The organism is Spirillospora sp. NPDC046719 (genome assembly GCF_040645715.1).
In the GTDB taxonomy this organism is placed as follows: domain Bacteria; phylum Actinomycetota; class Actinomycetes; order Streptosporangiales; family Streptosporangiaceae; genus Spirillospora.
This window is the reverse complement of the sequence record NZ_JBEYYT010000230.1, coordinates 1-14,580: the sequence shown is the minus strand read 5'-3', so window position 1 is coordinate 14,580 and position 14,580 is coordinate 1. Positions and strand designations below refer to the sequence as shown.

Genomic DNA, 14,580 nt, shown 5'->3' with positions numbered 1-14,580 from the left:
GCCCCAGCACCGGCCCGCCGCGCCGCGGGCCGCGGCGCGGGCGGCCGCGCCCCCGGGGGGGCCCCCGCCGCGCCCCGCCCCCCACGGCCGCGGCCCGCGGTCACTCGGGGCGGCGGGCGCCGAACATGATCTCGTCCCAGGACGGCACGGACGCGCGCTTCCCCTTGGCCTTGCGGCGGGGCCGCGCGGGCCGCTGCGCCGCGGACTCCGCCGCCGCGGCCGCCGGGGAGCCGGTGACCGGCTTGTCCTGAGCGGCGGCGGGCATGGTGGGCCGGGCCGGCTTCTTCTTCGCGGGCGGCCGGGACGGCTCCCGGCGCGCCGGATGCTGCGGGGCGGGCTGCTGCTGTGCCGGCTGCTGCTGTGCCGGTTGCTGGGCGGGCTGCGGCGGAGCCGGGTCCGGCCGGGCGGCCTTCTCCTCGGGCGCGGGCGCCGGGCGCCGGTCCCGCGCGGCCTCGCCGCCGTCGCTCTCGGCGGGCTCGTCGCTCTCCCGCGCCGCCGCCGGTGCCGGGGCGTCCTCGGCCTCGTCGTGCGCCTGCGCCGCCTCCGCCTCCTGCGGGGCGGGCTCCTCGCCGGCGGCCTTGTCCTCGGTGGGCTCCTCGCGCGACGCCTGCGCGTCCTCGTCCTGCGGGGCGTCGCCGTCCGGCCGCTCGTCCTCGCCGGCCTTCGCGGTCTCGGCGGGGACGCCGGCGTCGGCGCTCTGCCGCTCGTCGTCGTCCTGGGCTTCCTCGCTCGCCACGGGCCGCGGGTCCTCGTCCGCGCTCTGAGACGTCCCGGTCTCCTCGGCGGGCTCCGCGTCCTGAGCCGTGCGGTCGTCGTCGGCGGACGCCTCGGCCTCGGCGGGACGCGCCTCCTCAAGGGTCTCGGGGGCGTCGCTCGCCGTCTCGGGACGCGACTCCTCGCGCTCCGAAGGCCCGGCCGCCTCGGCGGCGCTCTCCGCGCGGGACTCCGCGTCCCCTGCGGGCGCCTCGGCGGCCGGCGGCTCCCGGCGCGCCTGCGGGACGCGCGGCTCCTCCTCGCGGGCGGAGCGGTCGTCGCGGGCCCGGACGTCCTCGGCGGGACGGGCGGGCTCGGGGGCCTCGCGCAGCCGCGGGGCCTCGCGGGGGCCGTCGGCGGAGAGCGGGCGGGACGCCTCGCGCAGCGGCGCGCCCTCGCCGGGCGCGTCCCGGAACGCGGGGCGCGGGTCGACCATGCGGCCGCGCTCGACGATGTACTGCGGCGGCTCGGCGGGGCGCAGCGGGCCGGGCGCGGCGGGCTGCTCCGGCTCGGCGGGCAGGCCGCGCGCGCCGGCGTCCCGGTCGCTCGGGAGCCGGTCGTTCTGCACGACCTTCATCGCGGGACGGCGCGGGACGAGCGGGGTGACGGTGTCCGACAGCGTCTCCTCGTCCCATTCGACGGCGGTGAGGCGGGCGGCGATCTCGTCGAGCGGGGAGACGTGCCGGCGGCGCGGGTCGAAGGACCACTCGGCGGCGTGCGGGCGACCGTTGTCGAAGAACGACAGCCGGACCCGCCAGGTGGAGTCCTCGCACTTCCAGGAGTCCCACTCGACCTCCTCGAGGTCGACGCCGCCGCGGCCGAGCCGCTCCTCGACGGTCTCCCCGAGCGGCGGGCCGAGCGTGGTCTCGCCGGGCCGGCGCACCGCGACGCGCTGCGCCTGCTGCGCCATGTACTCGCGTTCCTGCAGGACCGGGCCCTCGAACCAGCGGACGCGTTCGACCGGGATCCCCGCCGACTCGGCGATCTCCTCCGCCGTCTCGCCGGACCGGATGCGGGCCTGGATCTCCTTGGGACGCAAGGGACTCTCCACTTCGATCTCGAACTGGCCGAGGCGGGAGAAGTGCCCACGGACCGCTGCGCGGAGCCGGTCGTCGACGGGCAGGGTGAACCGGGTGCCTCGGCCCGCGGTGGCCAGGACGAGGTACGTACCGTCCTCGCTGACCGCGACGAGGCGCAGCTCCTGCATGCGTGTCCTTCCTGCCCTTCCTGACGGCACGGAGGGCGCCGGACCGTCCGGCCGCGGTCTCACCGGCCGGTCGCCCGTTGCCCGCCGAGGGCGCATGCGTGCCCTTCCCCCGGGTTCCCGAGTCTCTCTTCCGGACACACCTGCTGCCAGCACCGTACCCGGCATGTCCGAACATCGCCGCTCTCGAAGCCCTCTTCACGAGGCCGAAGAGGGCACCTGACCTAGCTTGCCGGTGTCGCGGGGCGGCCGGGGGCGCCCTGCCGGATTCTTGTGGATCCTTTTCCACACTCTGCCTGAGCGCGGCCGTGCGCTCCACCCGTTCGAGGTTAGGAGCGTCACGTCTGTGGCAGGAACACTCCGATCTTCCGAATAGTTTGGTTTTCGGGGGTTTCGGGCGAACGAACAGGGGTGAAAGGGTCGATGCGGCGCACGCTGCCGGATGTCAGCACGACGCAGCTGATCGCCAGTGGGGTGGCCACGCTGGCCGCCGCCGTCGGAGCGTCCTACCTGGGCGTCTACGGGACGATCATCGGCGCGGGGCTGATGAGCGTGATGTCGACGGCGGGCTCCGCGGTCGTGAAGCACTACCTCGACCAGGGCCGCAACCAGATCAAGGACCTGACCCACCTCCAGGCGGCGGTGCACCGGCAGGGCGCGGCGGAGCAGGCGGCGGCGGAGGCGCGGAGCGCCGACCCGACGCGGACCGTGGTGTGGCCGGCGGGCGACCCGAACGCGACCCGCCTCGACCTGGCCCTCCCCGGCGACCTCGGCGGCGGGGACCCGAACGCGACGCGCCTGGACCGCACCCCCGCGGAGACGGTCGCCGACGCGCTCGCCGCGGCGGCGGGTCCGGAGGCCGTCCGCGAGGTGGTCCGCCGGTCGGCGCTCGACGCCACCGCCGACTGGGTCAAGCAGCACTGGGTGAAGCTCGTGGTGTCGTCCGCCGCGATCTTCGCGATCGTCATCGGCGGCATCACCGTCTACGAGGCGGCCACCGGCGCGCCGATCGGCAACGGCAAGAGCGGCGGCACGACGCTCTCCAAGGCGCTGACCGGAGGCGGCGGCGGTGGCGGCGGCACGGACGAGTCCCCGACGTCGCCCGCCCCGTCGACGCACGCGACGTCGTCCGGTTCCGCGCCGAGCGAGGGGCCGTCGGGCGGCGTCCCGACGACCGGGGCGCCCACCACGGCGCCGCCCACCTCGCAGCGGCCGACCGAGCCGACGGCGCCCACGTCCTCGGCCCCCAGCACGCCGCAGAGCCCGCAGACCCCGTCGCCGACGAAGACCTCCGAGGGCGGCGCGGGCGGCGACGGCCAGCAGAACGACCAGAACGGCGCCGACCCCCGGATCACCCAGGGCCCGTGACGCCTAGTCCCCGAAGACCTGGCGGGTGTAGGGGTTGGCGAAGCGGCGGTCGGGGTCGAGCTCGTCGCGCAGCCGCTGGAAGTCGGTGAACCGGGGGTAGACCTTCTCCAGGTAGGTGGCGTCGCGGGTGTGGAGCTTGCCCCAGTGCGGGCGGCCGTCGAGGGCGGTGAGGAGGTCCTCGACGCCGCGGAAGTACTCCTGGTGCCGGTCCTTGTAGTAGACGTGGACGGCGATGAACGCGCTGCGGCGGCCGTGGGCCATCGACAGCCAGGCGTCCTCCTGCGGGAGCAGCCGCACCTCGATCGGGAAGCTGACGCGCCAGTCCTTGCGGGCGAACAGGGAGCGCAGTTCGCGCAGCGCGGGGACGAGCTCCTCGCGCGGGATCGCGTACTCCTGCTCCTTGAAGCGGACCGTGCGGGGGCTGGTGAACACCTTGTACGAGTCGTCGCTGTAGGTGCGGGCGCCGAGCGCCTTGGCGGAGATGCCGTTGACGAAGGGCGTGGTGGCGGGGGCCAGGTGCGTCAGCCGGTTGACGGCGCCGAAGACCTTGTTGGACAGGAACTCGTCGTCCATCCAGTACTTGAACCTCGGCAGCGGTTCGGCCGGGCCCTCGACGCGGTTGTTGCGCTTGGTGAGGCAGCCCTCGGTGTGCGGGAACCAGTAGAACTCGAAGTGCTCGTTGGCGTCGTCGAACTCGTCGACGCGGGCGAGGACCTCGTCCCACTTCATCGGCTCCTCCTGCGCGCGCAGGAGGAAGGCCGGGACGGTCTTCCACGTGATGGCGGTGACGACGCCGAGGGCACCGAGGCCGGCGCGGGCGGCGTCGAACAGCTCGGGGTGCTCGTCGGGCGAGCAGGTGACGGTGGAGCCGTCGGCGAGGACGAGTTCGAGGGCGGCGACCTGGGAGGCGAGGCCGGCGGCGTCGCGTCCGGTGCCGTGCGTGGCGGTCTGGAGCGCGCCCGCGACGGTCTGCTCCTGGATGTCGCCCATGTTGGCCAGGGCCAGGCCGTGCTCGGCGAGGACGCGGTTGAAGGCGTGCAGCGGCAGCCCGGCCTCGACGGTGACCAGGCCGGTCGCGGTGTCGACGGAGCGGACCGCGGTGAGCGCCTGCGGGCGCAGCAGCACGCCCTCGGCGACGGCGGCGCCGGTGAAGGAGTGGCCGGTGCCGGTCATCCGGACGGTGAGGCCGTCGGACGCGGCGGACCGGACGGCCGCGGCCACCTCGGCGGTGGTGCCGGGGGTCGCGACGCGGTGCGGGGTGGCCTGCTGGTTTCCCGCCCAGTTCTGCCACTTCTGGTGGGTCACGGGTGACATGCGGCGACTCTACTCGGCAATCGATCGTGAGGAAAGTTCACGTTTACTGAGGGTCCGGGACCCCGCCAGGCCGATCAGCGCGGCCACCACCGCCGACCCCAGCGGGACGAGGAACGCCGCGTGCCCGCCGTGCGCGTCCACGACCCGTCCGGACAGCGACGACCCGGCCGCCACCCCCACCCCGACCGACGTGGAGACCAGCGCCAGTCCCTCGGTCAACTGGTGCGGCGGGACGAGCCGCTCGACCAGCCCGTAGCCGGGGATGATCGTCGGCGAGATCGCCAGCCCGGAGAAGAACACCACGGCCATCATCAGCCACAGGTTCCCGACCAGGACGGGCGGCACCAGCCCGGCCGTCAGCAGGCCGAGCCCGGCGAGGAAGCGGCGGGCGAGCGGGCGCCGCCAGTGCCGCGCCCCGTACCAGAGCGCCGCGGTGCCGCTGCCGAGCGCGTAGCAGCCGAGCAGCACGCCGGCGAGCGCCTTGTGCCCCTCCTCCTGGGCGAACGCCACGCCGCTGACGTCGATCGCGCCGAACACCATGCCGAGCGCCAGGAACACCGGCGTGATCACGACGACGCCGGGATTGCGGAACACCCCGCCGCGCATCCCGGGGGCGCGCGGACGCGGCGGGGGCTCGGTGCCGCGCTGCGCGGCGAGCGCCAGGCAGCCCGCCAGCGTGCAGGCGGCCGCCGCACCGAGGCCCGCCGCCGGGTGCACGCCGGTGGCCAGCGCCGTGACGACCAGCGGCCCGGTGACGAAGATGCCCTCGTCCACCACCGACTCGAACGAGAACGCGGTGTGCAGCCGGGTGGGGGAGTCGCGCAGCACGTGCGACCAGCGGGCCCGCACCCACGCGCCGAGCGACACCTGCGTCAGCCCGGCCGCCGCGGCGGCCGGGAACAGCGTCCACACCGGCAGCCCGGCCAGCGCGAACACGATCAGCACGGTGAAGCTCGCGGTGTTGGCCGCCACCAGCGGGACCAGGACGCGGCGCTGCCCGTACCGGTCGGCGTACCGGGCGCTGAGCGGGGCACCGACGGCGTAGGCGACCGAGAGGGTCGCGGTCACAGAACCGGCGATACCGTACGATCCGGTAACCGCGGACACGAGAAGGACGATGCCGATCCCCACCATGGACATCGACATGCGGCCGACGAACCCGGCGGCGACGAACGGCCGGGCGCCGGGAACCGACAGCAGCTCCCGGTACGGACCGGACATCCGCGACTCCCCTCCCCACCGGGAGGAGGGGCGCCCCCGGCCCCATCGATCGACTTCAGCCCCATGATCACGTTACCTGGGGGAAAGAAGTGCCAAGACGTGTAACTCACCCGTAGCGACACTCGTTGGGAAATGTTGTGGCTCCTCCATCAGCACCGCGCGCGGCCGAGGACGGGGCGCCGGACGCTCCGGCGACCGCCGCGCGCCCGCCCCGGCAGAGGCCGCAGAAGAAGCGGCGCACGGGCCGGTCGTCGCCCGGCGCCCCGGCGGGCGCGGCGGGCGGGGGCCCGCGGCGCGTCCTGCCGCTGCTCATCGCGACCATCGCCGCGCTCGCCGTCGCCAGCACGTCCGCCGGCGTCTACGCGGCGCTGACCACGGACGGCTCCGGCGGGCACGCCGCCTCGCCCGGCGGGTCGCGCGGCGACGCCCCGCCGAGCGCGGGCCAGGGCGACCCCGTGAAGGTCGTCGACGAGGGGCAGGTCGCGCCGCTGCGCCGGGTCGTCCCGCCGGACGTGCTCGCCGCCGAGGCCGGGTCCATCTCCGCCGCCAAGATCGCGAAGATCGCGAAGCTGAAGAGGGTCCGCGACGTCGTGGCGGTCGCCGGCGGGGCCGTCCAGCTCCAGGGCCGCCAGGTGAACGCGTTCGCGGTCGACCCGTCCTCGTTCCGCTCCTGGACGCCGCCCGGCACCGCGAAGCGGACCGACCTGTGGGCGGCGCTCGCGGCCGACCGCTTCGTCGTGTCGCCGGACGCCGCCAAGCAGCTGCAGCTGACCAAGGGCTACGAGTACCCGGTGGTCGGCCGGACGATCCCGAAGCTGACCATGGGCGGCTCCGGAGACCTCGGCCTGCCCGGGATCAACATGCTGGTCAGCAAGAAGTCCGGGACGCAGATGGGCCTCGTCCCGAACGTCGCGGTGCTCGTCAACGCGCCCGGGGTCAGCCCCGCGAAGGTCGTCACGGCGGTCCGCAAGATCCTCGGCCGCGGCGCGAACGTGGTGAACCTGCACGACGCCAAGTACCAGTCGTCCGGCACGGGCGGGAAGGCGAACAGCTACCTGGACCTGTACAAGCAGGCCGCCACGAGCTGCCCCGGCCTGTCCTGGACGGTGCTCGCCGCGATCGGGCAGGTCGAGAGCGACCACGGCCGCAACGCCGGCCGCTCCAGCGCCGGCGCGCTCGGCCCGATGCAGTTCATGCCGGCCACGTGGAAGAGCTACGGGGTGGACGGCGACGGGGACGGCAAGGCAGACATCATGAACCCCTACGACGCGATCCCGGGCGCGGCGAAGTACCTGTGCGCGAACGGCGCGGGCCGCGGCGGCCAGCAGCTCTACCGGGCGATCTGGCACTACAACCACGCCGACTGGTACGTCCAGAAGGTCCTGAACCTCGCGAGGGCGTACGCGGCCCGCTACAGCTGACCGGCGTGGCCCCTGACGGGTCGCCGGTCACCGCGCCCGGTGCTCCACCGGAGACGGGGCACCGGGAGCGGGCTGGTTGGATGGAGCCATGACGTCCCACGACGCGTTGCTTCTGCTGTCCTTCGGGGGGCCGGAGGGGCCCGAGGACGTGATCCCGTTCCTGGAGAACGTCACCCGCGGCCGGAACATCCCGCGCGAGCGGCTCGAGAAGGTGGGGGAGCACTACCACCTGTTCGGCGGGGTCAGCCCGATCAACCGGCTGTGCCGGGAGCTGAAGGCCGCCATCGAGGCGGACTTCGCTTCCCACGGCGTCGACCTGCCCGTGTACTGGGGCAACCGGAACTGGACCCCGTACCTCGCCGACACCGTCCGGCGGATGCGGGACGACGGTGTCCGGCACGCGGCGGCGTTCGTCACGTCCGCCTACAGCGGCTACTCCACGAACGACCAGTACCTGCAGGACATCGCGCGCGCCCGCGAAGAGGTCCCCGGCGCGCCCGAGATCGACAAGCTGCCCGTCTACTGCGACCGCCCCGGCTTCCTCGATCCGTTCGCGGACGCCACCAGGGACGCGCTCGGCCGACTCCCCGACGGCGCGCGGCTGCTGTTCACCGCGCACAGCGTCCCGCTGTCGCAGCCGAACCGCGAGCTGTACGTCGCCGAGCTGGAGGAGGCCGCCCGGACCGTCGCCGGCCGCGCCGCCCCCGGGACGCCCTGGGACCTGGTCTACCAGAGCCGCAGCGGCCCCCCGTCCCAGCCGTGGCTGGAGCCGCAGATCACCGACCACCTGGAGAAGCTCGCCGGCGAGGGCGTGCGCGCGGCGGCGGCCGTGCCGATCGGGTTCGTCTCCGACCACATGGAGGTCAAGTACGACCTCGACGTGGAGGCGGCCGGACGCGCCGCCGAGCTGGGCATCGCGTTCGTCCGGGCCGCGACGCCGGGCAGCGACCCGCGCTTCGCCGCGCTGCCGCGCCTGCTGATGGAGGAGCTGATGGAGGGGGAGGGCCAGTGAGCCTGCCGGAGGAACTGCTCGACCTGGCCGCCGCGACCGCCCGCGAGGTGGGCCGGATGCTGGTCGACAAGCGGCCGGCCGGCGGTCCGGACGTGGTGCAGACCAAGTCGTCGCCGACCGACGTCGTCACCCAGATGGACCGCGCCGCCGAGGCGCTGATCATCGAGCGGATCCGGGCCGCCCGCCCGGACGACGCCTTCCTCGGCGAGGAGGGCGGCGAGCGCGGCGGCGGCAGCGGCGTCCGCTGGGTGGTCGACCCGATCGACGGGACCGTCAACTACCTCTACGACCTGCCGGACTGGGCGGTCAGCATCGCCGCCGAGGTCGACGGCGTCGCGGTCGCGGGCGCGGTCGAGATGCCGCGGCGCGGCGAGTCGTACACGGCGTTCCGCGGCGGCGGGGCGCTGCTGCGCACCGCGTCCGGCGCCCGGGAGCTGCGGGTGACCGAGCGGGTGCCGCTGGGGCAGGCCCTGGTGGCGACCGGGTTCGGCTACGACGCCGTGCGGCGCGCCGCGCAGGCGCGGGTGCTCACCGGGGTGCTCCCGGCCGTCCGGGACATCCGGCGCGGCGGCTCCTGCTGCGTGGACCTGTGCTCGCTGGCGGCCGGGCGGCTCGACGCCTACTACGAGCGCGGCGTCCAGGCGTGGGACATCGGCGCGGGCGCGCTGATCGTGCAGGAGGCGGGCGGGCGCGTCGAGGGCCTCCACGGCGCCCCGGCGGGGCCCGAGCTCACCATGGCGGCCGGGCCGGGCACGTTCGAGGCCCTGCACGACCTGCTGGCGCCCCTCGACCCCCTCACGGACTAGCGGGGCCGGGGCGGGCGAGAAGAGGCCCGGAGGGACGAGAAGAGCCCGGGACGTGGGCGTCCCGGGCTCCCTGCGGTGGGGCGTCTCAGTCGCAGCGGGGTGGTTCGACGCCGATGTCGTTGTTCGCTGCGATCCGGCGCAGTTCGTTGATCTCCTCCTGACGGATGTCCGCCAGGTAGGTGTCGCCTTCCGCGTGGGCGCTGCGCAGCGACGCGTACGCGTCGTCGAGCCGCTGCTGAATCGTGCGGGACAACTCGCCCATGGGCCTCCTCCCGGATCGTGCCCATGCCTACCCAGCCGTAGGCTGAAGGTAAACCTGTTCGCCGGTGCAATTTTCGCGGATCCTTACGCCGCCAGTTAACGCGCCGAGGCGAACGCCGTCTTGAACAGGTGTTTACGGGCGTCTTACGACTTCCGTGGCATATCTGGACCACGGGGCGATCGCGCCCCGACCGGAAGGGGACGCAGAGTGCGTGTTCTAGTCGTCGAGGACGAGCGGGTGCTCGCCGACGCGATCGCGACCGGGCTGCGCCGCGAGGCGCTGGCCGTGGACGTGGCCTACGACGGCGCCGGCGCGCTGGACCGCGCCGGGGTGAACGAGTACGACGTGATCGTCCTCGACCGCGACCTGCCGCGGGTGCACGGCGACGACGTGTGCAAGCAGCTGGTGGCGCAGCGCTACCCCGCGCGGATCATCATGCTGACCGCCGCGGGGGAGCTGGACGACCGGGTCGAGGGGCTGTCCATCGGCGCCGACGACTACCTGGCCAAGCCGTTCGCCTTCGCCGAGCTGATCGCCCGGGTGCGGGCGCTCGGCCGCCGCGCCGCGGCGCCGCTGCCGCCGGTGCTGGAGCGCGCCGGGGTCGCGCTCGACCCGGCCCGCCGCGAGGTGACCCGGGACGGGCGCCCGGTGGAGCTGACCCGCAAGGAGTTCGCGGTGCTGGAGGTGCTGCTCAGCGCGGACGGCGCCGTCGTCAGCTCCGAGCAGCTGCTGGAGAAGGCCTGGGACGAGCACATCGACCCGTTCACCAACGTCGTCCGCGTGACGATGATGACGCTGCGCAAGAAGCTCGGCGACCCCCCGGTCATCGAGACCGTGCCCGGAGTGGGATACCGCCTTTGACTTCCGAATCCGCACCGCAGAACGAGCCGAACGGCCCGAACGGCCCGAACGGCGTGAACGCCCCGAACGAGGCGAACGAGCCGGGCGGGCCGCAGGCCCGGCAGCAGCCGGCGCAGCCGGGGACGGACGACCGGTCCGCGCGCCCCGGCCGGTGGCGGCGGCCCGGGCCGCAGCAGGTCCCCGGCCCCGAGCCGGGCGGCCGGAACGTGTGGCGCGGCGAGGGCGGCGCGTCGTTCGGCGAGCTGAAGAAGCTGCCCGGCCGGATGAGCGTCCGGCTGCGGCTGACCCTGCTGTACGGGCTGCTGTTCTTCATGGCCGGGGCGCTGCTGCTGTTCGTGATGTCGGTGCTGATGGCCAACATCCTCGGCAACGTCAAGGTCATCGGCCTCGGCATCACCGACGCCGAGGCGGCCGAGCTGCAGCACCAGTTCGTCGAGCAGACGATGAGGCAGCTGGTCGGCCGGTCGCTGATGGCGCTCGCCGGGGTCGGGGTGATCACCCTCGTGCTCGGCTGGTTCGTCGCCGACCGGGCGCTCAGCCCGCTGCAGCGGGTCACCACGACGGCCCGCCGGCTGTCGGAGAGCACCCTGCACGAGCGGATCGCGCTGGAGGGCCCCGACGACGAGATCAAGGAGCTGGCCGACACCTTCGACGCGATGCTGGAGCGGCTCGGCCAGGCGTTCGACTCCCAGCGCCGGTTCGTCGCGAACGCCTCGCACGAGCTGCGCACCCCCCTCGCGATCAACCGGACGCTGCTGGAGGTGGCGCTCGGCGACCCGGAGGCGTCCGACGACCTGCGCACCGTCGGCAGGACGCTGCTCGCCACCAACGCCCGGCACGAGCGGCTCATCGAGGGCCTGCTGCTGCTCGCCCGCAGCGAGCGCGAGCTGACCGCCCGGACCTCCGTCGACCTCGCCGAGGTCGCCGCGACGGTGCTGGAGCACTCCGCGCGCCGCGAGCACGACAACGACGTGGCCGTGCACCGGGAGCTGACGTCCGGGACGGCGCTCGGCGACCCGGTGCTGCTGGAGCACCTGGTGTCCAACCTCGTCGAGAACGCGATCAAGCACAACGACGCCGAGGGCGGCGAGCTGTGGATCCGCACCGGCATGCTCGACGGCTACGCCACCGTCCAGGTCGAGAACACCGGCCCGGTGGTGCCCGCCTACGAGGTCGAGCGGCTGTTCGAGCCGTTCCGGCGGCTCAACGCCGACCGCGTCGAGTCCGCCAAGGGCGCGGGCCTCGGGCTGTCGATCGTCCGCTCGGTGGTGCTGGCGCACCGCGGCGCCGTCTACGCGGTGCCGCGCCCCGGCGGCGGGCTGATCGTCACCGTCCGGCTCCAGCCCGGGTGAGATCCCGGTCCGCTACTTCAGCGCGGCGGTCGCCACCGTCGGGTCGCCGTCGTAGTCCAGCCGCAGGTTCACGAACCGGTCGCTCACCAGCGCGCCCGTCCCGGTGTAGACGAGTGGGATGAGGGCCATGTCGTCCAGCGCGGTCTTCTCGGCCTGCTGGTAGAGCCTCGTGCGCTGGTCGTCGGAGGGGGTGCGGACCGCGTTGGAGATCAGGCCGTCGAACGAGGAGTTCTTCCAGCCCGACAGGTTGTAGCCGTCGCTCCTGCCGACGAGCGTGCCGCCCAGGAGCGACCACAGGCTCGTGTACGGCGACGGATAGTCCGGCCCCCACGCGAACAGCGCCAGCCCCGACGCGTCACCGGCGGTGACCGCCTGCCGGAACTTGCTCCAGTCGGACAGCGGCGTCGTCTTCAGCTCCACGGACCAGCCGAGCACCTGCCGCAACCGCGCCTGGATGGCCTCCGCCGCCGTAGTGCTGGTGCTCGTCTGCTGCAGGTAGAGCGTGATCCTCGTGCCGGGTCCGAGCCCGGCCTTCGAGGCCAACTCCTTGGCCTTCACCGTGTCCGGGGCGTCGCACGACGGGCACACGCCCGCCTTCCCGAAACCGGGCAGCGCGGCCGGGACGAGCCCGTGCGCGGGCGCGTACCCGGTGCCGTACAGCCCGGCGAGCGCGCTGCGGTCCAGCGCGTACGACACCGCGAGCCGCGCCTCCCGCGACTTCATGGGCCCGCGCGCCGTCACCGGGACGAGCATCCGGGTGTACGCCAGCGTCCTCGTCACCACCGTCCCGCCGGACGGCGAGCTCGCCGAAGCGGCGGCGGCGCCGGCGGCGCCGGTCAGCGGTGCCCAGTCCGTCCCGCCCGACGCGAACGTCGTGCGGCCCTGCGTCGTGTCGTCGAGCGCGTTGACCTGGACGGTGTCGAGCTTGGTCTTGCCGAACGCCCACCGGTCGTTGCGGACCAGCGTGTAGCTCCTGCCCTTGCTGGAACCCTGTAGCTTGAACGGCCCGTTGCCGACGGGGTTCTGGTTGTAGGACGCGTTGTCCCACGACCCGGCGGACTGCGGCAGCGGCGCGAACGCGGGGTCGCCCAGCCGCTTCGGGAAGTCGCAGCTCGGCGAGGTCAGGTGCACGTCGATCACGCTGCCGGACGCCGACACCCCCGACAGCGTGCCCGCCTGGCCGGTCGAGGCGTCGGCGTACCCGGCGATGTCGGCCATCAGGACCGGCCCGCCGCCGGCCGAGGTCCGCGCCGCGCGCGCCCAGCCGCGCTGGAACGCCGCCGCGTCGACCGGCGAGCCGTCGCTGAAGGTCGTCCCCTCCCTGATCCCGATCGTCCAGTTCGAGCACGTCCCGTCGGACTTGATCGAAGTGGCGAGGCGGTTGCGGACGGTGCCGTCCGGTTCGACCTCGGCGAGGCCGGTGAACAGCAGCTTGGCGAGGAACCGCTCGGTGCCGGTGTAGGCGTGCGAGGGGTCGATCTCGCCGCTCGTCGAGCCGAGGCTCGCGGCGGCGATCCGCAGCGTCCCGCCGACCCGCCCGGTGGGCGTGGGGGAGGGGTGGTCGCCGCCGTTCGACAGGACGATGATCAGCGTGGTGGCGACGGCGAGCGCGACGGCCGCGGCGCCCCCGGCCCCGGCGAGCACGCCGATCCGCCTGCGCCGCCGCGTGCCGGGCGGCCCGGTCCGGTCCGTCCCGGACGGGGCGCCCTGGCCGCCGCCCGAGGGCCACGTCGGCTGCCCCGCGTAGCCGGACGGTCCCGCCCACGGCGGGGAGGGCGGCTGCGGCCCCGGCGGCGTCTGCGCGTACGGAGTCTGCGGAGGCGGCGTCTGCGCGAACGGACCGGCCGGCGGCGGAGGCGTCTGCGCGAAGGGTGAGGCCGGCGGGGGAGGCGTCTGCGCGAGCGGGGACTGCGGGTGCTGCGCGAGCTGCGGGTAGGACGACAGCGGCTGCGGCGCGAGCGACTGCAGCGGGCTCGACGGCGACCGCGTGTCCTGCAGCCGCGCCGAATCGGCGGCGGCCGTCTCGGCGCCCTGGCTGAGCATCGCCTCGCCGCCACCGCCGCCGGGCTTCGGCGGGTTCCCCGCGAGCGTCAGCAGCGTCGCCAGGACCTGCTGCGACGCGGGCCGCAGCGCCGGGTCCTTGCTCAGGCAGTCCGCCACGACGCCGCGCAGCGGCTCGGGCATCATGCCGAGGTCCGGCGCCATGTTCAGGATCCGGTGCATGACCGCCGGGATGGAGTCCTGCCCGAACGCGGGACGGCCGGTCGCGGCGACCGCCATCGTCGCGCCCCAGGCGAACACGTCGGCCGCCGGGCCGACCGGCGCCCCCGAGATCTGCTCCGGCGCCATGTAGGCGGGCGTCCCGACGGCGGTGCTCGACAGCGTGCCCGTCGCGTCGAGCGCCCGGGCGATGCCGAAGTCGATCACCCGGGGCCCGTCCGCGGCGAGCAGCACGTTCGCCGGCTTGAAGTCGCGGTGCACGACCCCGGCCTGGTGGATGGCCGCCAGCGCGGTCATCGTGCCGATCGCCAGCCGGTCCAGGTCCGCGCCGCGCTGCGGGCCGCCCTCCGCCAGCGCCGCCGACAGCGACGGGCCGTCGATGTACTCGCTGACGATGTAAGGCCGGTCGCCCTCGACGTCGGAGTCCAGGATGCGGGCCGTGCAGAACGCCGAGACCCGCTGCGCCACCGCCACCTCGGCGGCGAACCGCGACCGGGCCTTCGGGTCGGCGCTGAAGCGCGCGTGCAGCAGCTTCACCGCGACCCGGTGGCCCGGCTCGTCCTCGGCCAGGTAGACCGCGCCCTGCCCGCCCTCCCCGAGCAGCCCCGTCAACCGGTAGTCGCCCAGCCTTTCCGGATCGCCCGGGCGCAGCGGGCGGATGTCGGGCATCGGGATCCTTCGGGGGGAGGCGCGGATGTCGTCGTGTGTCCGGGTCCGGGGGGGGCGGGCCGGGGCCGGGCGGGCGGGGGGGCGGGGGGTGGGTGGGTGTGTGTAACGGGAGTGCAG

At 74.6% G+C, this 14,580-nt stretch carries 11 protein-coding genes; 6 read left to right on the top strand and 5 right to left on the bottom strand.

Going from position 1 to position 14,580, the window contains the following annotated elements:
• Positions 1-100: 100 nt before the first annotated feature.
• The gene (sepH, locus tag ABZ914_RS31450; protein ID WP_500197638.1) at positions 101-1,960 is read right to left on the bottom strand and encodes a septation protein SepH; all 1,860 of its coding nucleotides are present in this window, start codon (positions 1,958-1,960) and stop codon (positions 101-103) included.
• Positions 1,961-2,380: 420 nt separating this feature from the next.
• Here sepH and ABZ914_RS31445 point away from each other — a divergent pair, with 420 nt between their 5' ends.
• Positions 2,381-3,325, top strand: a complete 945-nt coding sequence (locus ABZ914_RS31445) for a hypothetical protein (RefSeq protein ID WP_500197637.1) — start codon at positions 2,381-2,383, stop codon at positions 3,323-3,325.
• A 3-nt stretch (positions 3,326-3,328) separates the two neighbouring features.
• Here the strand turns inward: ABZ914_RS31445 and ABZ914_RS31440 are convergent, their stop codons facing one another.
• Both ABZ914_RS31440 and ABZ914_RS31435 read right to left on the bottom strand, forming a co-directional pair.
• Positions 3,329-4,639 (bottom strand): D-arabinono-1,4-lactone oxidase, encoded by a 1,311-nt coding sequence (locus tag ABZ914_RS31440; RefSeq protein WP_500197635.1) that lies wholly within the window; start codon positions 4,637-4,639, stop codon positions 3,329-3,331.
• Between the two features lie 9 nt (positions 4,640-4,648).
• On the bottom strand, positions 4,649-5,860 hold the full coding sequence (locus tag ABZ914_RS31435; RefSeq protein ID WP_500197634.1) for an MFS transporter: 1,212 nt from the start codon (positions 5,858-5,860) through the stop codon (positions 4,649-4,651).
• A gap of 137 nt (positions 5,861-5,997) precedes the next feature.
• Here ABZ914_RS31435 and ABZ914_RS31430 point away from each other — a divergent pair, with 137 nt between their 5' ends.
• From ABZ914_RS31430 to ABZ914_RS31420, 3 genes are all read left to right on the top strand, one after another.
• Positions 5,998-7,281 (top strand): lytic transglycosylase domain-containing protein, encoded by a 1,284-nt coding sequence (locus ABZ914_RS31430; protein ID WP_500197633.1) that lies wholly within the window; start codon positions 5,998-6,000, stop codon positions 7,279-7,281.
• A gap of 88 nt (positions 7,282-7,369) precedes the next feature.
• Positions 7,370-8,293: a ferrochelatase gene (locus ABZ914_RS31425; protein WP_500197631.1), complete on the top strand. Its 924-nt coding sequence runs from the start codon at positions 7,370-7,372 to the stop codon at positions 8,291-8,293.
• Entirely contained in the window at positions 8,290-9,099 is an 810-nt protein-coding gene (locus ABZ914_RS31420; RefSeq protein WP_190859994.1) for an inositol monophosphatase family protein, read from the top strand. The genes ABZ914_RS31425 and ABZ914_RS31420 overlap by 4 nt, the downstream gene beginning before the upstream one ends.
• A gap of 85 nt (positions 9,100-9,184) precedes the next feature.
• Here the strand turns inward: ABZ914_RS31420 and ABZ914_RS31415 are convergent, their stop codons facing one another.
• On the bottom strand, positions 9,185-9,361 hold the full coding sequence (locus ABZ914_RS31415; protein ID WP_190859996.1) for a hypothetical protein: 177 nt from the start codon (positions 9,359-9,361) through the stop codon (positions 9,185-9,187).
• A gap of 207 nt (positions 9,362-9,568) precedes the next feature.
• On the opposite strand from ABZ914_RS31415, the gene ABZ914_RS31410 reads away from it, so the two are divergent.
• Positions 9,569-10,222, top strand: a complete 654-nt coding sequence (locus tag ABZ914_RS31410; protein WP_190859998.1) for a response regulator — start codon at positions 9,569-9,571, stop codon at positions 10,220-10,222.
• A 53-nt stretch (positions 10,223-10,275) separates the two neighbouring features.
• Positions 10,276-11,574: a sensor histidine kinase gene (locus ABZ914_RS31405; RefSeq protein WP_500197640.1), complete on the top strand. Its 1,299-nt coding sequence runs from the start codon at positions 10,276-10,278 to the stop codon at positions 11,572-11,574.
• A 12-nt stretch (positions 11,575-11,586) separates the two neighbouring features.
• Here the strand turns inward: ABZ914_RS31405 and ABZ914_RS31400 are convergent, their stop codons facing one another.
• Positions 11,587-14,463 (bottom strand): ABC transporter substrate-binding protein, encoded by a 2,877-nt coding sequence (locus ABZ914_RS31400; RefSeq protein ID WP_500197629.1) that lies wholly within the window; start codon positions 14,461-14,463, stop codon positions 11,587-11,589.
• Between the last annotated feature and the right edge of the window lie 117 nt (positions 14,464-14,580).

Excerpts from the sequence above, each read along its gene's own strand:
- sepH (WP_500197638.1), bottom strand. The coding sequence starts at position 1,960 with ATGCAGGAGCTGCGCCTCGTCGCGGTCAGCGAGGACGGTACGTACCTC.
- ABZ914_RS31445 (WP_500197637.1), top strand. The coding sequence starts at position 2,381 with ATGCGGCGCACGCTGCCGGATGTCAGCACGACGCAGCTGATCGCCAGT.
- ABZ914_RS31440 (WP_500197635.1), bottom strand. The coding sequence starts at position 4,639 with ATGTCACCCGTGACCCACCAGAAGTGGCAGAACTGGGCGGGAAACCAG.
- ABZ914_RS31435 (WP_500197634.1), bottom strand. The coding sequence starts at position 5,860 with ATGTCCGGTCCGTACCGGGAGCTGCTGTCGGTTCCCGGCGCCCGGCCG.
- ABZ914_RS31425 (WP_500197631.1), top strand. The coding sequence starts at position 7,370 with ATGACGTCCCACGACGCGTTGCTTCTGCTGTCCTTCGGGGGGCCGGAG.
- ABZ914_RS31415 (WP_190859996.1), bottom strand. The coding sequence starts at position 9,361 with ATGGGCGAGTTGTCCCGCACGATTCAGCAGCGGCTCGACGACGCGTAC.
- ABZ914_RS31400 (WP_500197629.1), bottom strand. The coding sequence starts at position 14,463 with ATGCCCGACATCCGCCCGCTGCGCCCGGGCGATCCGGAAAGGCTGGGC.